Annotated in this window: 12 protein-coding genes; 4 read left to right on the forward strand and 8 right to left on the reverse strand. The window is 43.5% G+C overall.

Annotated elements, in window-relative coordinates; all coding sequences use genetic code 11:
• Positions 1 to 8: 8 nt before the first annotated feature.
• A complete protein-coding gene (gene yjgA / locus NWQ57_RS11285; RefSeq protein ID WP_306022249.1) occupies positions 9 to 548 on the reverse strand; it encodes a ribosome biogenesis factor YjgA in 540 nt (179 codons plus the stop codon).
• A gap of 79 nt (positions 549 to 627) precedes the next feature.
• Here yjgA and pmbA point away from each other — a divergent pair, with 79 nt between their 5' ends.
• A complete protein-coding gene (gene pmbA / locus NWQ57_RS11290) occupies positions 628 to 1,953 on the forward strand; it encodes a metalloprotease PmbA (RefSeq protein ID WP_306022250.1) in 1,326 nt (441 codons plus the stop codon).
• Between the two features lie 260 nt (positions 1,954 to 2,213).
• On the opposite strand, the gene NWQ57_RS11295 is transcribed toward pmbA, so the two are convergent.
• Together NWQ57_RS11295 and NWQ57_RS11300 are read right to left on the reverse strand one after the other, a co-directional pair.
• Entirely contained in the window at positions 2,214 to 4,148 is a 1,935-nt protein-coding gene (locus tag NWQ57_RS11295; RefSeq protein ID WP_306022251.1) for a S9 family peptidase, read from the reverse strand.
• A 101-nt stretch (positions 4,149 to 4,249) separates the two neighbouring features.
• Positions 4,250 to 5,365, reverse strand: coding sequence for a hypothetical protein (locus NWQ57_RS11300; protein ID WP_306022252.1), 1,116 nt, complete (start codon positions 5,363 to 5,365; stop codon positions 4,250 to 4,252).
• Between the two features lie 153 nt (positions 5,366 to 5,518).
• Here NWQ57_RS11300 and NWQ57_RS11305 point away from each other — a divergent pair, with 153 nt between their 5' ends.
• Positions 5,519 to 6,388, forward strand: a complete 870-nt coding sequence (locus NWQ57_RS11305) for a hypothetical protein (protein ID WP_306022253.1) — start codon at positions 5,519 to 5,521, stop codon at positions 6,386 to 6,388.
• A 120-nt stretch (positions 6,389 to 6,508) separates the two neighbouring features.
• On the opposite strand, the gene NWQ57_RS11310 is transcribed toward NWQ57_RS11305, so the two are convergent.
• Together NWQ57_RS11310 and NWQ57_RS11315 are read right to left on the reverse strand one after the other, a co-directional pair.
• Complete coding sequence (locus NWQ57_RS11310; protein ID WP_306022254.1) at positions 6,509 to 6,967, reverse strand: NfeD family protein; 459 nt, start codon at positions 6,965 to 6,967, stop codon at positions 6,509 to 6,511.
• Between the two features lie 3 nt (positions 6,968 to 6,970).
• Positions 6,971 to 7,909, reverse strand: coding sequence for an SPFH domain-containing protein (locus NWQ57_RS11315; protein WP_306022255.1), 939 nt, complete (start codon positions 7,907 to 7,909; stop codon positions 6,971 to 6,973).
• Positions 7,910 to 8,333: 424 nt separating this feature from the next.
• Here NWQ57_RS11315 and NWQ57_RS11320 point away from each other — a divergent pair, with 424 nt between their 5' ends.
• A complete protein-coding gene (locus tag NWQ57_RS11320; RefSeq protein WP_306022256.1) occupies positions 8,334 to 9,068 on the forward strand; it encodes an ABC transporter substrate-binding protein in 735 nt (244 codons plus the stop codon).
• Positions 9,069 to 9,118: 50 nt separating this feature from the next.
• Here the strand turns inward: NWQ57_RS11320 and pepQ are convergent, their stop codons facing one another.
• Both pepQ and NWQ57_RS11330 read right to left on the reverse strand, forming a co-directional pair.
• Positions 9,119 to 10,438: a Xaa-Pro dipeptidase gene (pepQ, locus tag NWQ57_RS11325; RefSeq protein ID WP_306022257.1), complete on the reverse strand. Its 1,320-nt coding sequence runs from the start codon at positions 10,436 to 10,438 to the stop codon at positions 9,119 to 9,121.
• A gap of 176 nt (positions 10,439 to 10,614) precedes the next feature.
• A complete protein-coding gene (locus tag NWQ57_RS11330; protein WP_306022258.1) occupies positions 10,615 to 11,739 on the reverse strand; it encodes an S-(hydroxymethyl)glutathione dehydrogenase/class III alcohol dehydrogenase in 1,125 nt (374 codons plus the stop codon).
• Between the two features lie 157 nt (positions 11,740 to 11,896).
• On the opposite strand from NWQ57_RS11330, the gene NWQ57_RS11335 reads away from it, so the two are divergent.
• Positions 11,897 to 12,763, forward strand: a complete 867-nt coding sequence (locus tag NWQ57_RS11335) for a LysR family transcriptional regulator (protein WP_306022259.1) — start codon at positions 11,897 to 11,899, stop codon at positions 12,761 to 12,763.
• Between the two features lie 23 nt (positions 12,764 to 12,786).
• Here NWQ57_RS11335 and NWQ57_RS11340 read toward each other — a convergent pair.
• On the reverse strand, positions 12,787 to 13,502 hold a 716-nt coding region (locus NWQ57_RS11340; protein ID WP_306022260.1), incomplete at its 5' end, for an ABC transporter substrate-binding protein.

The following is a 13,502-nucleotide window of genomic DNA, read 5'->3' on the forward strand; positions in this document are numbered from 1 at the left end:
CATGCTATTTAACCATTAATGGCTTGCTGTAAATATTTGAAAAGCTCTCTTGCCGCTTTTGGCGGCTTGTTACTGGCCTTTTCTTTGTTTGCCTGACGTGACAATTGACGTAACTTTTGTCTATCAAGTAAGGGGTACTTTTCAACGGCCTCTGCAATTTTCTCATCGCCAATGTTGATGATGTTATCACGCAGCACTTCTATTTTGTGAAAAGCAGCGCTTGAGGTTTGATGAGCTGATTTGATCACCTGAACCGCTTGCTCAATAGCCACATTGTCACGCTGGCGCATCATCTTGCCGATGAGTTGCAACTGGCGGCGAAACCCTTCTTTTTTACCGGTAATTCGACGAGCTAACATCACCGCATCTAACAGTGCCTCGTCCATGGGGATCTTTGCCAATTCAGTGGGGCTTAACTCAATTAGGGATACACCTAATTTTTGCTGGTCAAGCATTTGCTGTTTTAACTGGGTTTTACTCAGAATTTCCGTTTCGTCGTCTATTTGAAAATCGCTTTCTACATCTTTGTGCTTTTTAGGGGCGGCCATGGCATGATCTTTAGTGTTACACTATGGGTAGATTGTAACCTTGAAAGCACTATTAATATAGTTCGATAACGCAGGTCGTATGCAACAACAATTATCTGAAATTCAAAATATCGTCGAAGATGTCTTAAAATTAGCCAAAAAAATGGGCGCAAGCCAAGCTGAAGCCAGTATGTCTAAGGTTCAGGGCATAGCCGTGTCTTCACGCCTAAAAGAAGTCGAAACCGTTGAGTTTACCAATGACGGAGGTTTAGGCATCACGGTGTATCACGGTCAGAAAAAAGGCAGTGCTTCTACAGCTGATTTGTCGCCTCAAGCGCTTAAATTAACCGTTGAAAAAGCCGTCGAAATTGCTAAACACACCAGTGAAGATCCTTATTCAGGCTTGGCCGATAAAACCTTAATGGCCTTTAATTACCCCGATTTAGATTTATTTCATCCTCAAGAACTCGATACCGAGCTTGCCATCAAACAAGTTATTGCCGCGGAAGAGGCCGCATTGAGTGTTGATAAGCGCATTACCAACTCTGATGGCGCGTCATATAATGCCAATTTAGGCACTAAGGTTTACGGTAATAGCCATGGCTTGAATGCCGGTTACAACAGCAGCCGTTATAGTTTAAGCTGTGTAGTGATTGGCGAACAAAACGGCGATATGCAACGTGACTACAGCTATACCGTTGATCGCGAAGCAAACTTGTTGTTGTCGCCAGAGCAAGTGGGCCGTGAAGCCGCACAATTTACCCTTGATAGACTTGGTGCTAAAAAAATTAAAACCGCAAAAGTCCCGGTTTTGTTTCATCGCGAAATCGCCTCGGGCTTATTTGGTCATTTTGTCAGTGCCATTAGTGGTGGCAATTTATATCGTCAATCGTCTTTTCTACTCGATAAATTAGGTGAGCAAGTCTTGCCTAGTTGGCTCAATATCGTCGAAAAACCCCATGTTTTACGGGGTCTAGCCAGTTCGCCTTTTGATCATGAAGGGGTGATAACCAAAGATCTTGAAGTGGTAACTAATGGCCGATTAAATACCTATTTACTTACGAGCTACTCAGCTCGAAAATTGGGTATGCAAACCACTGGGCATGCAGGTGGCATCCACAATTGGTATATCAAACATACCGGCGAATCCGATAAAGAAATGTTGGCCAAACTCGGTACTGGTTTATTAGTGACTGAACTGATGGGCCAAGGCGTGAATGTGGTGACCGGAGATTATTCACGGGGTGCAGCGGGCTTTTGGGTAGAGAACGGCATTATTCAGTACCCTGTGCATGAAATCACCATTGCCGGTAACTTAGCTGACATGTTGAAAAATATTGTTGCGATTGGTGCGCAAATTGAAACACGTGGTGCGATTCAAACTGGTTCAATCCTGATTGATAACATGCAAGTGGCGGGTGACTAAGGTTTTTAAGTCATATCGTTCGATTGTTTTTCTTTTCTGCGCGGTGCTTGCCGCGCAGAGTTAAAATTGACAGTGTGACCTTATAGGGCGTGGAAGACAGCATGTCGTGGCAAAACTCTTACCCCATTCCTAATCGAACTAATTCCCCCCTACTGTGTAATCATGATGGGTCTGCAAAACCTGCTTTACCAGTGATTTTAGCCATTCCTGAATAAATAATGACAGTTCTTGTGTCTAACCCAAGTGCTGCGCCTTTGAGGTTACCGTTCTTCTGCTAAATGTTGCTTTAAGAAAGCAGCAACTTGTTGATAAAAGGTAATTCTATTGGCTAATTTAGCAATGCCATGACCCTCGTCAGGAAAGCGTAAATACGTCACGGGTATATTTTTATCGCGTAAGGCCTGAACCATAGTGTCTGATTCGGTAACCGGGTCACGCGGGTCGTTAACGCCATGCTCATAAAACATTGGCGCTTTGATTTTATGCACGGTATTAACCGGTGAGTTTTTAGCGTAAAAGTCTATCCAGCGTTGTTCGCGAATATCGCCATATTCAATCCGATCTGAGGCTTTAAGCCCAGGTGAAGCGGTTTGTAAGGCTTTTACCCAGTCAGCCACACCAACAAAAGACAAACCTGCTTTAAAGGCGTCAGGATAAGCACCCATAACGGCATTGACCATATAACCCCCGTATGATCCGCCCATAACTGCTGCTTCATTAGCATCAACTTTGCCTTGTGCCTTTAACCAAGCTAGTGCATCCACTAAGTCACGTACACTGTCTAAACGCTTTTCTTGGTTATCTAGTCGCGCATAAGTTTTGCCAAAGCCCGTTGAGCCTCTTACGTTGATATCGAGAACGGCTATGCCTTGGCCTAACAAATATTGGATCAATGGCCCCCACGAAGCTCGAGATTGACCCGTTGGGCCGCCATGTACGTCAATCACAATGGGAGGCAATTTGGCCGTTTCGATAACCGGTAAATACAACAAACCATTGATAGCTAACCCGTCTCTGGCGGGAAATTCGATAACCTCTGGAGTAATCATCTGTTGAGAATCAATACCCGCCATATCAGGCGCCATCAGCAAGCGCGTTTGTTGCTTCGTTAAGTCGACTAAATATAAACTGCCGGGCGTCGCTGGCCCACTTATACGTACTACTAGCTCTTTACCCGCTTCACTGCATGTGAGTGAGTAGACACCATCGGGTAACGCCACTGTATTCAGTGATTTGGTTTGTTGCTCATAGACATGTAATGTGTCAAAACCGTATTCATTGGTGGTCCAAACAAGATATTTTTCTTGCATACAGCTTTGTACATTTTCAATGTCAAACTGATGACTAAATAAGGTTGTAGTGGAGCCTGTGTCGAGTTGGTATTGGCGTAATGATTTCATTTCGCCATCTTGGTCGGAGGTGAAATAGAATGCCTTACCCGATGCAGACCAGACGAACTGACTGTAATCTGAGGAAATTTCGGGTTTGAATATATTCTCCATTTTACCTGTTTGTGTATTAAGCAAATACACATTTGCGCCATCTTCGCCCACCACTTCAGTCACTATCGATAGTTTACCCTTGGGCTGCCATTGACGTGGATAAAAGCCAAACTCGGATTGATAAATCATTTTGGGTTTATTGGTGCTTGCGTTTAGATCCAACAAGTAGATATCAAAATCTCGACCGTTTCGTTCAGTAGAAGCATAAGTAAATTGTTGACCTTGTTGGTCAAAGTCGCCGAAGACACGATAAGCGTTGCTGTGTTCAAGAAGCACTTCCTCGCTAAGTCCATCCTTTGCGATCAGGTAATAAGCTTCGCGTTCATTACCTTCATTATCTGCGCCATAAACAATATGCTCACCATCTGGATGCCAGCGATAAAATGTCACACCATTGCCATAGGTCAGTTGGGTGGTTTGCCCCCCTTCTAAAGACAATAACCACACTTGAGGCACACCAGTTACATTGCTGATGTAAGCGACTAAGGAACCTTGCTTATTCATGGTGGCGCGTGATGGACCACGGGCTTGCAAAAAACGTGAAATATCCACCGGGCGATCGCTCGCCATACCCACATTAATGGGTTTTATTTGCGGTGTATCTTGCGGGTAAGGCCACTCAGAGCTGTGGACCAGTTTTGATAAAAAAATAAACGAACAAGAGATAAAAACCATTAAAGATACATACTTCATGCGAATATCCATATTAAGCGATGATAATTAATACAGGTTAGTCTTAGTCAGCTTATCTAACAACTCATATCCGTCCTACCCGAGCCAAATGGTTGCCAAGCCTATTGTGCAATCAGGTCATGGATCTCATTTAGCGACGGCAATATGTGCGACTCTTGATAAAACAAACGATTAAGCCGGCCTAGCAAATTAACTGAACGTGAGGGATCGTGCGCCTTACGCCGGTGTAAGCTGCTGGTTTGTAAAAACTCCCAGGGTTTGAGGTTCCATTCAAGTAACTCCTCTAAGGGAATATCCAGTTGGCTCACGGTACTGAGTATTCGCTCTGTTTTACTTTCGTTTATGGGCAAAATAATAGCTTGATAGAGTTCAGTCAGAGGTTGACTAATGACATCAATGGTGTGGTTAATAGCCAGCCAAATATCATCGTGGCTATGGTGCACTCCCTTAGGTGCATAGTAGCCCATCACTTCCCACTCTAACTCGGCATTGCCTACCGCGATCGAACTACCGACTCGTGGTGAATATGACAAATCAGGCCGTGCGCCAATGTTATAGGCATCTACCGACAAGCCAACGATAATCGCGATGTCGCCCATCACCGATTTATTAATATAAATGGCTTCAAAGGCACTGCGTTTAACGCCCATCCAGCCGTAAACCACCGGTTCTAAGGCCGCAAAGTCACGCACATCGTCGGGTAAGTCTTCACCGTATTTATCGATAAATAATGGCGAGGGATCTTGCTGCAGATTTTCGTTAGGTACCCATACTTCGTATTCTTGGCGCGCATCACCTTTACCACGACTTTTTATGCCGTAGGATAGGTTGATAGGCCGACATATATTTCTATTTTCACCCTCTTTATGAAAAAACTCCGAACGAAAACGTTTAATAAAAGGTGCGTCAAGTCCGGCAATGGCGGCTGTAGGATAACGAAAGCCGATATCACTTTTAGCGACAATATTAAAACCGGGAATGTGTTGTTCGAGTAAACGTTTTACCCCGCGTAAGTTTTTAAAACTGGGCACCACAATACTGCGCTCAGGCTCAATTGTGAGTCGTTGACCCTCAGGTGTCACAAACTTTGGTGTTTTATGATAGTCATGATGCATCAAACCAAGGGTGCTAGCGAAATCATTGCGAATCATCGCAAGTTCACTAAACAGGGCATCGTGATCACGAATATGTTTAAACAAAGGACGGTGAATGGCCATATAAATGTCTCTCCCTGAAGATAAGGTTTAGCTAACACGCGACGGTATTTAATCAGCCATTTTGTTGAATAAAGTAACTAAGCTTGCAGGTATTCGCAATGGGAATCTGCCGATTAACTCAGCGACAATAAATAAAAAACGAAGGGAATGATTATGATGCGCCAATTTTCTAGAAGACCAATCACATGTTCAATTGTGGTTATTTTTTCAATTTTGCTAGTTGCTTGCCAAGCGCAACACCGGCCAGCAGAACCACCCGCTGTAATCGGAAAATTTAATTCTCAACGGGATTTGTTGTTAGCTCAGTTCGATAGTAAAACCGATGTAGACGACATTCATAGTATTGCTGCGGTAGCCAGTATTTTACGACATCCCGAATTTGCAAAGATTAACTATCATGCCGTTGCAGGCGCTTATGGTATTCAAGAGGGCGAATATGTACCGTCCCCCGCGTTATTTAAATTAGCCTTTGCTAATCACTGGTCAGATGCTCATGCGAATCAAAAGCAAGCTCTTGAAGAAGTTTTTAGTTTAGCAATGTCAACCTTGCAACAAGGAGGAGATATCTGGATAGCAGAAGCGGGTCAATCCGATTTTTCAGCTTTGTTGATTAAAGCCCTATTAAGTCACGATCCTACTATAGCCACTCGGCAACGAGTGCATATTGTGCAGCACAGTGACTGGAATCAAAACAACACCTCGGTTGAGGCGTTAAACTATGTTAAAGCCCACAGTGACTACCACAAAATTGCTGATGGCAATGCCCTTAATAATGGCACGGCAGGTTATAAGTCTGATGATGCAAGTGCGTGGGAAGTCGCTTTGACGCATAAAGACCACGGTGCATTGTGGCAAACTGCCAAACAAATAGCAGATAAATACAACGGTCAAGATGGCCGTTATAACAACGAATCAATTGCCTTAGGTGGCTTTGATTTTTCTGACGCAGCAGAAATGACTTGGATCTTTGATATCGAAAACGCACAAGATGTGAATGCTTTTTTTGCCAAGTTCTTACCTTGATCAGCCAGATTAGTGTGTTTCCTTACTGGTTGTAAGGTGGTTTATTGTGCGATGTTAAAAAGTAACCCGCCAAGGTGGCGGGTTACGACAAGAATGCGATGTTGCATTAAAAAGAGGTGTTTAATTTACGACCTTATCGATGTGAAATACGCCGACATCAGCTTCAGTAACTTCAACCTTGCTACCAGCGGGTATAAGCTCTGTGCTGACTAACTTCCAATCAATGCCTGAGTACCGATACGTTGGGTTTTCAGTGGGACTTACTGCTGCATCCACCACAAAACGATGACCGACTAAATCGCCTTTAGCTTTTTTGGTATCTACTTTGTTCTGCATGTTCTTTAAGGGTTTCCACAATAATATAGCGGCTAATGCTGTAATCACGGCTACAGACAATGACGCGCTTAATAAGGTTTCAGGTATCGCACCGATAAAAATGAGTACTCCAGATAGTAGTGCGGCTACACCGACAAAAAACAGTACAAAAGTTGAAAAGCCTAACACCGCAATCTCGATAGCCAATAAGGCTAAACCGAGAATAAATAGGATTTGGCTTAGGTTGTTAATTGCCCAATCCATGACTTAAACCTTTTTATTTAAGGTGTTAATGATGGTCATGGCTTGCGCTACTATGCTCGCCGCTTCGGTTCCTCCATCGGGCAAAAGCACCACAGATGATTCTTTGGCAATAGCGCGTTTGGCTTCAATCGCTTTGCTGGCCAAATCGAGTTGTATGGCTTTTTGGCCTTCTTCCGTCGCAGCAGCTTCACCTACTTGGCGTAACGCTTCGGCTTGGGCCGTGGCTACCGCAATAATTGCCTTCGCCTCACCTTCAGCACGCAGCACGGCTTCTGCTTTATCGGCTTCAGCAGCTAATACGACGGAGGCTTTTTGACCTTCAGCACGGTTAATGGCAGCTTGTCTGTCACCTTCTGATTCAAGGATCTGTGCGCGTTTTACCCGCTCAGCTTTCATCTGTGCTTCCATGGCTTCCATCACAGAATGTGGCGGTACAATGTCTTTTATCTCGTAACGCAGCACTTGAATGCCCCAAGGGCCTGAGGCTTGATTGATGGCGGCAACAATATTGGTGTTAAGAATATCACGCTCTTCAAAGGTTTTATCTAGCTCCATCTTACCCAACTCAGAACGCATAGTGGTTTGGGCAAGTTGAGTAACAGCAAAAACATAGTCGTCTACGCCATAGGTGGCTTTGTAAGGGTCGAGCACCCTAAAGTACAATACGCCGTCGACGTGCAGGGATATGTTGTCTTTGGTGATAGCACTTTGTTCTGGTACATCTACAGCTTGTTCTTTAAGCGAGCGGTCAGCTGAAATACGGTCAACAAAGGGCAAAATAAAATTCAGCCCTGCTTCTTTGGTTGATTGATATTTACCAAATCGCTCAATCACATAGGCACGGTTTTGTGGCACAAATTTAATAGATGTTTTTAGTAGGACAATTACAAAAACCAAAACTAAGGTTTGTGGGCTCAATAGATATTCGAATATTAATTCCATGTCATTCTTCCTTACAGCGGGTGGCACGATCAGCCACGAATTTACTATCTGTGCAATTACACATTAATTCAACTAAGCATAACGTATATTTGAGCAATAAAGATGGTTCAATTTTATATAAATTTCTGACCCGTGAAAGAAGCGGTTGCCGCGGCATTACTTTGAGTTCATCGTTTGATCTTCGAGATAAAAAGTAGGTAAACAAAGTGTAGATTTTGCGTCACTAAATTAGGTTTAGTTGCTGAATGATAAAGCGCGCAATGACCTGTGTGGTGAAAGCTGTTACCATTTTCAATATAGCGGCTCTTTTCCTTCATTGAGCATCGTTTTTCTTGTATAGGGCGTGACTGGTATGCACCCTGTTTTGTTAATTAGTTTTGGGTATCAGGATGACACTCTATTTTGTACTTGCTAAGTGGAATTAATGGGTATTAAACAATTAATTCCACTGTTTTTACCTTACTTGATGCTTTGTGCTTGGCCTGCAATTGCTGAAGACGACACAGTAAAAGAGATGGTATGCCTCACTACACATTATCCGCCTTACACCATTTACCGTGAAAAACAGCGTGATTTTGTGGGGCGAGATATGCACTACCTTAATCAGTTGGCCAGTAGATTGAATTGGCATCTGACAGTGCTTAATTTTCCATGGGGTCGGGTCAAACTTGAAATTGAAAAAGACCAATATAATTGTATTTTTTCGCTCGCCTATAATCAGCGACGGTCTGAGTTTTTAGACTATACCGCTCACCCTTTGCATGTGACGCAATACGCAGTATTTTATGCGAAACAGCATGCGCAAATACAACAGAAAAACTTGGCTGGCAAAGTCGTTGCGGTGCTACGAGGCATTCCATTAGATGAACACGTTTTAAATAAATATGGTCTTGGCCAAGCTACCATCATTTATTTAGATTCAAATGAAACCTTACTGGAAATTCTCACTACTGGTCGAGTTGATGCATCCGTATTAAACGATGAAGTGGGGCGGTTTTTATTAGAACGTAGTTCATTTAAGCATAATATCGATTCATTTGTCGTATCAGAATTTGAGTTGCCAGTTTATTTGGCTTTTCGCAAAGGAACCGTAGATATGCCTGTCATCGATGCCACATTAACGCAAATTATGCTTGAAGAAAGCCAAGTTAAGCCGTAAGAAAGGGGCAGCTTCGCCCCTTTTATTGACTTAATTTAGCTAAGGCATACTTAGTTCAAACCCAAATCTCGTGTTAAATTTTCATTGCGCTCTCGGTGCACCACAATATTGTCTTCGATTCGTATACCACCGTAAGGCTTAAGTGTGTCAATCACATCCCAGTTGATAAATTTAGACTGCTCAGTGGCTTTTAAATCCGCCAGTAAACTATCAATAAAATATAAACCCGGTTCAATGGTAAAAACCTGGCGGGGTTCAACTAAACGAGTGGTACGTAAAAAAGGATGGGCTTCTGGTGGAGGATTAGGTGTACCCCAATCGTCTGCAGAATGGCCTGCTACGTCATGCACTTGCAGTCCTAAAAAGTGCCCTATACCGTGCGGAAAAAACGTGCTTACAATACCTTGTGTCACGATATCGTCTGCGTTTAAGTTAACGATACCAAAATCTGCCAACATCTTAGCAATTTGTCGGTAAGCGCTTAAATGGATCTCTGTGTAAGCAATGCCTGGTTTAAGCTCTTCAGCTAACGCTAAAGTCAGTTTATGCATGGCCTTAATAAGTTCTGCAAACATGCCGGCGTGTTGGGTATAGGTTCGCGTGATGTCTGCCGCATAACCATGAAAGCTGGCGCCAGCATCAATCAAAAATGAACGACTTTGCGCAGGCGCCACTTTGTCTACCTGCATATTATGCAGTATCGCGGCATTCTCATTTAAGGCCACAATACTGTTATAAGGCACCTCATTTTCACCTTGCCCTACAGCGCTTAGGTAAGCCAAGTTGATCTCAAATTCGCTTAGGCCTTGCTCAAATGCTATTTTTGCCGCGCGATGGCCGGTTACCGCCAAGCGATTCGCTTCGCGCATGCAGTGCAATTCATAGTCGGTTTTGTAAGCGCGTTGATAATGCAAGTAGTGCATGACACGATCAGGATTGACCAGCTCAAACCCTAAGGCTTTAGCGACTTCAATGTATTCACCTACATAAGCATGACGACTTTTATCAAATGGCAGGTGTTTTTCAACTAAATTAGCCTGAGTTAAATACACAATATCAAATTGATCGACCCAAAATGCGCTGGGTTTCGCAGGCACTTTATGCCAAAAATCTTTGGGCCGATAAAAAATCAACTTAGGTTTATCGACACCGTTTACAACTAACCAGCAATTGGGGTTATCAACGATGGGTAGCCACGCTTTAAACTGCGGGTTTACGTGAAAAGGGTAATTATTGTCATCAAGGAACAGACGTTTTCCCTGGCCCGAGTGGATAATCAAACCGTCGATTCCTTCACGGGCTAAGGCATCGCGAGTACGATGCTGCAATTCTTGAATATGTTGAGGGTAGGATTGCGCAAACACAGACATGCAAAAAATCTCTTCTAAATCTTAATTGACCATAGCCTACCATACGCGCTAGGTGACTTGCATCTGGGCTTGAGACAAATAAGCTTAGGCTGTCATTATATATTTACTATTGAGACTCTTAGCCCTGACTGTTAATCAGTAAGGGCTAAAGTGCTCGCTTAGCTTCCACCCACGAATTAGAAGTGAATGACGGTACGAATACTTTCGCCTTTGTGTAGCAACTCAAAAGCATGGTTAATGTTGTCTAGTGGCATGGTGTGAGTGATAAAATCATCCAATTTAAACTCGCCTTGCAGATAACGTTCAACATAATTGGGTAATTCTGAACGACCTTTAACACCACCAAAAGCAGAGCCACGCCATACTCGGCCCGTGACTAACTGGAATGGGCGCGTGGATATTTCCTGACCCGCACCGGCAACCCCAATTATTACTGATTCACCCCAGCCTTTATGGCAGCATTCTAGCGCTGAACGCATCACGTTCACGTTGCCAATGCATTCAAATGAATAATCCACTCCGCCGTCCGTCATCTCAACGATTACGTCTTGAATGGGTTTATCTAGGTTCTTAGGATTGATGCAATCAGTTGCACCTAGCTTAGTGGCTAGGGCAAATTTACTTTCGTTAATGTCAATGGCAATGATGCGTGAGGCTTTCGCCATGGTTGCGCCAATGATAGCTGATAAACCAATGCCGCCTAAACCAAAGATAGCCACGCTTGCACCTTCTTCTACTTTGGCAGTGTTCATTACTGCGCCCATACCAGTGGTAACACCGCAACCTAATAAGCAGACTTCTTCTAAGGGCGCGTTAGGATTGACTTTAGCTAAGGCAATGTCAGGTAATACTGTGTATTCAGAAAAGGTAGAGCAGCCCATATAATGAAAGATGGGTTTGCCATCTTTGTAAAAACGAGTCGTACCATCGGGCATGAGACCCTTACCTTGAGTTGCGCGGATTTTTTGGCAAAGATTGGTTTTACCCGACAAACAAAATTTACACTCGCCACACTCCGGTGTGTACAAAGGAATAACATGGTCGCCAACTTGGACACTGCTTACACCTTCACCGACTTGTTCAACAATACCGCCACCTTCATGGCCCAATATGCAAGGAAATAAACCTTCTGGATCTTCACCTGACAACGTAAACGCGTCAGTATGACACACCCCAGAAGCGAGAATTTTAATCAGCACTTCACCTTTTTTGGGCAACATCACATCCACTTCTTCTATGGACAAAGGCTGATTGGGTCCCCAGGCAACGGCGGCTCTAGATTTTATAAATTGCTCAGACATTATGTATCTCGTGTAATTAAAAAAGATTGGTTTGAAGGTGACGACCAAGCGTTAACGATTTTCATCAAACTTGATAAGTGAGTGACTATTATATCTGTTACTGAATCGATGATAATATCGTGTAATTGTAATTCAGTTTTACATATAGGTAATAATCATGGCTTGGGATGGGATCAGTGAATTTGTGTCTGTGGCTGAAACACAAAGCTTTACCAAGGCTTCGCAGCAAATGGGGATATCTACCGCCCAGGTCAGTCGCCAAATCAGTGAACTTGAAAAGCGCCTCAAAACAAGACTTTTTTACCGCACCACGCGAAAGGTCACTTTGACAGAAGAAGGGCGTCTGTTTTATCGCCATTGCCGTGGCCTTGTTGACAGTTTAGAGGCTGCAGAGCAGGCCATCACCAACTTGCAAGTGAAGCCGCAAGGTAAAATTAAGATGACAGCACCAGTTACTTACGGTGAACGGCATATTTTACCCTTACTAAATGACTTTATGAGTGTATATGAAGAGGTACAAATTACCGTTAATCTAAGTAACGACAAGCTCGACTTATTAGAGCAAGGCTACGATCTGGCTATACGATTGGGCAAGTTAGTTGATTCCACCCTAATGGCTAAAATGCTTGGCCAGCGCACCAATTATGTGTGCGCATCACCGAGCTATTTAGCACAACACGGCAGCCCTGTTTCACTGTCTGACTTGCACAACCACAGTTGTTTACTGGGAACCTTAGATTACTGGCGATTTAAAGAAAAAGGTAAAGACCGACACATTCGAGTCAGTGGGACCCTGCGTTACAACAGTGGTTTTGGTTTGGTGGATGCGGCGTTAAAAGGCTTAGGCATTGTGCAATTACCTCACTACTATGTTGAAACCCACTTGCAAAGTGGAGATTTAGTTGTCTTGTTAGATGAATTCAGTGAGCCTGATGAGGGTATTTGGGCGGTTTATCCACAAAATCGCCACCTGTCGCCCAAAATACGCTTGCTGGTGGATTATTTAAGCGAGCATTTAAAATAAACGAATCACTTTGGACAAAGGCCCTATTGATATTGAATTTTGATTTGCTGCGCCAACCACGCACGATTTTTGGTATCTGCCAATGCCTTATCTAACGAAGCAAGAAACTCAGCAGCCCAGGGTAATTCAGGTGAAAGTGCTAAATAAAATGGATTTTGTGATAAACAACCTAAGGACTGAAAGGGGGCTTTTTGCCTTTGTTTTAAATGCCAATCAATAACATGTGAATCTGCAACAAATGAGTCTAGTCGGCCTTTCTCAAGCATTGCCACTAAACGTTCTAAGCCGTCACTGCCTGCCAGTTTTACCACATTGGTATTGCGGTAGTTACTGACAAAGCTGTCTAAGGGTTCGCCGTAGCCGTAGTTTGCCATAACCCCAAAAATAGTTGAGGACAGAGAAGAATGACCTTGGTAACGCCAAGTGGCATCAGCTAAGCCGTAAAAACACATCTGATAGGCCATGAGGGGTTGGCGAGTAAATAATAAGTTTGGCGCTTCAGCGGGAACCGCAGTCAACAAACCGTGGTTATTACCATTATTAACTTCTTGAACGGCTCTGGCCCAAGGAAGAAAAACCAATTCTAGATTACGATTTTGTTGGGCGACAAGGTGCTCTATATAATCATGCACAATGCCCTTTTTAATTGGCTCTTTTTCACAAGCGTAGGGGCACCAATCAGTTGTTGCTAATATAATTGTGCCAGGTATGTCTTGAGTCTTAGCCTGAGACGCAGGTA

This window comes from Paraglaciecola sp. (assembly GCF_030730205.1).
GTDB lineage: Bacteria > Pseudomonadota > Gammaproteobacteria > Enterobacterales > Alteromonadaceae > Paraglaciecola.

What these genes read in the sequence shown, in the direction of transcription:
- yjgA (WP_306022249.1), bottom strand. Translation starts at nt 548, where the DNA reads ATGGCCGCCCCTAAAAAGCACAAAGATGTAGAAAGCGATTTTCAAATA.
- pmbA (WP_306022250.1), top strand. Translation starts at nt 628, where the DNA reads ATGCAACAACAATTATCTGAAATTCAAAATATCGTCGAAGATGTCTTA.
- NWQ57_RS11295 (WP_306022251.1), bottom strand. Translation starts at nt 4,148, where the DNA reads ATGAAGTATGTATCTTTAATGGTTTTTATCTCTTGTTCGTTTATTTTT.
- NWQ57_RS11300 (WP_306022252.1), bottom strand. Translation starts at nt 5,365, where the DNA reads ATGGCCATTCACCGTCCTTTGTTTAAACATATTCGTGATCACGATGCC.
- NWQ57_RS11305 (WP_306022253.1), top strand. Translation starts at nt 5,519, where the DNA reads ATGATGCGCCAATTTTCTAGAAGACCAATCACATGTTCAATTGTGGTT.
- NWQ57_RS11310 (WP_306022254.1), bottom strand. Translation starts at nt 6,967, where the DNA reads ATGGATTGGGCAATTAACAACCTAAGCCAAATCCTATTTATTCTCGGT.
- NWQ57_RS11315 (WP_306022255.1), bottom strand. Translation starts at nt 7,909, where the DNA reads ATGGAATTAATATTCGAATATCTATTGAGCCCACAAACCTTAGTTTTG.
- NWQ57_RS11320 (WP_306022256.1), top strand. Translation starts at nt 8,334, where the DNA reads ATGGGTATTAAACAATTAATTCCACTGTTTTTACCTTACTTGATGCTT.
- pepQ (WP_306022257.1), bottom strand. Translation starts at nt 10,438, where the DNA reads ATGTCTGTGTTTGCGCAATCCTACCCTCAACATATTCAAGAATTGCAG.
- NWQ57_RS11330 (WP_306022258.1), bottom strand. Translation starts at nt 11,739, where the DNA reads ATGTCTGAGCAATTTATAAAATCTAGAGCCGCCGTTGCCTGGGGACCC.
- NWQ57_RS11335 (WP_306022259.1), top strand. Translation starts at nt 11,897, where the DNA reads ATGGCTTGGGATGGGATCAGTGAATTTGTGTCTGTGGCTGAAACACAA.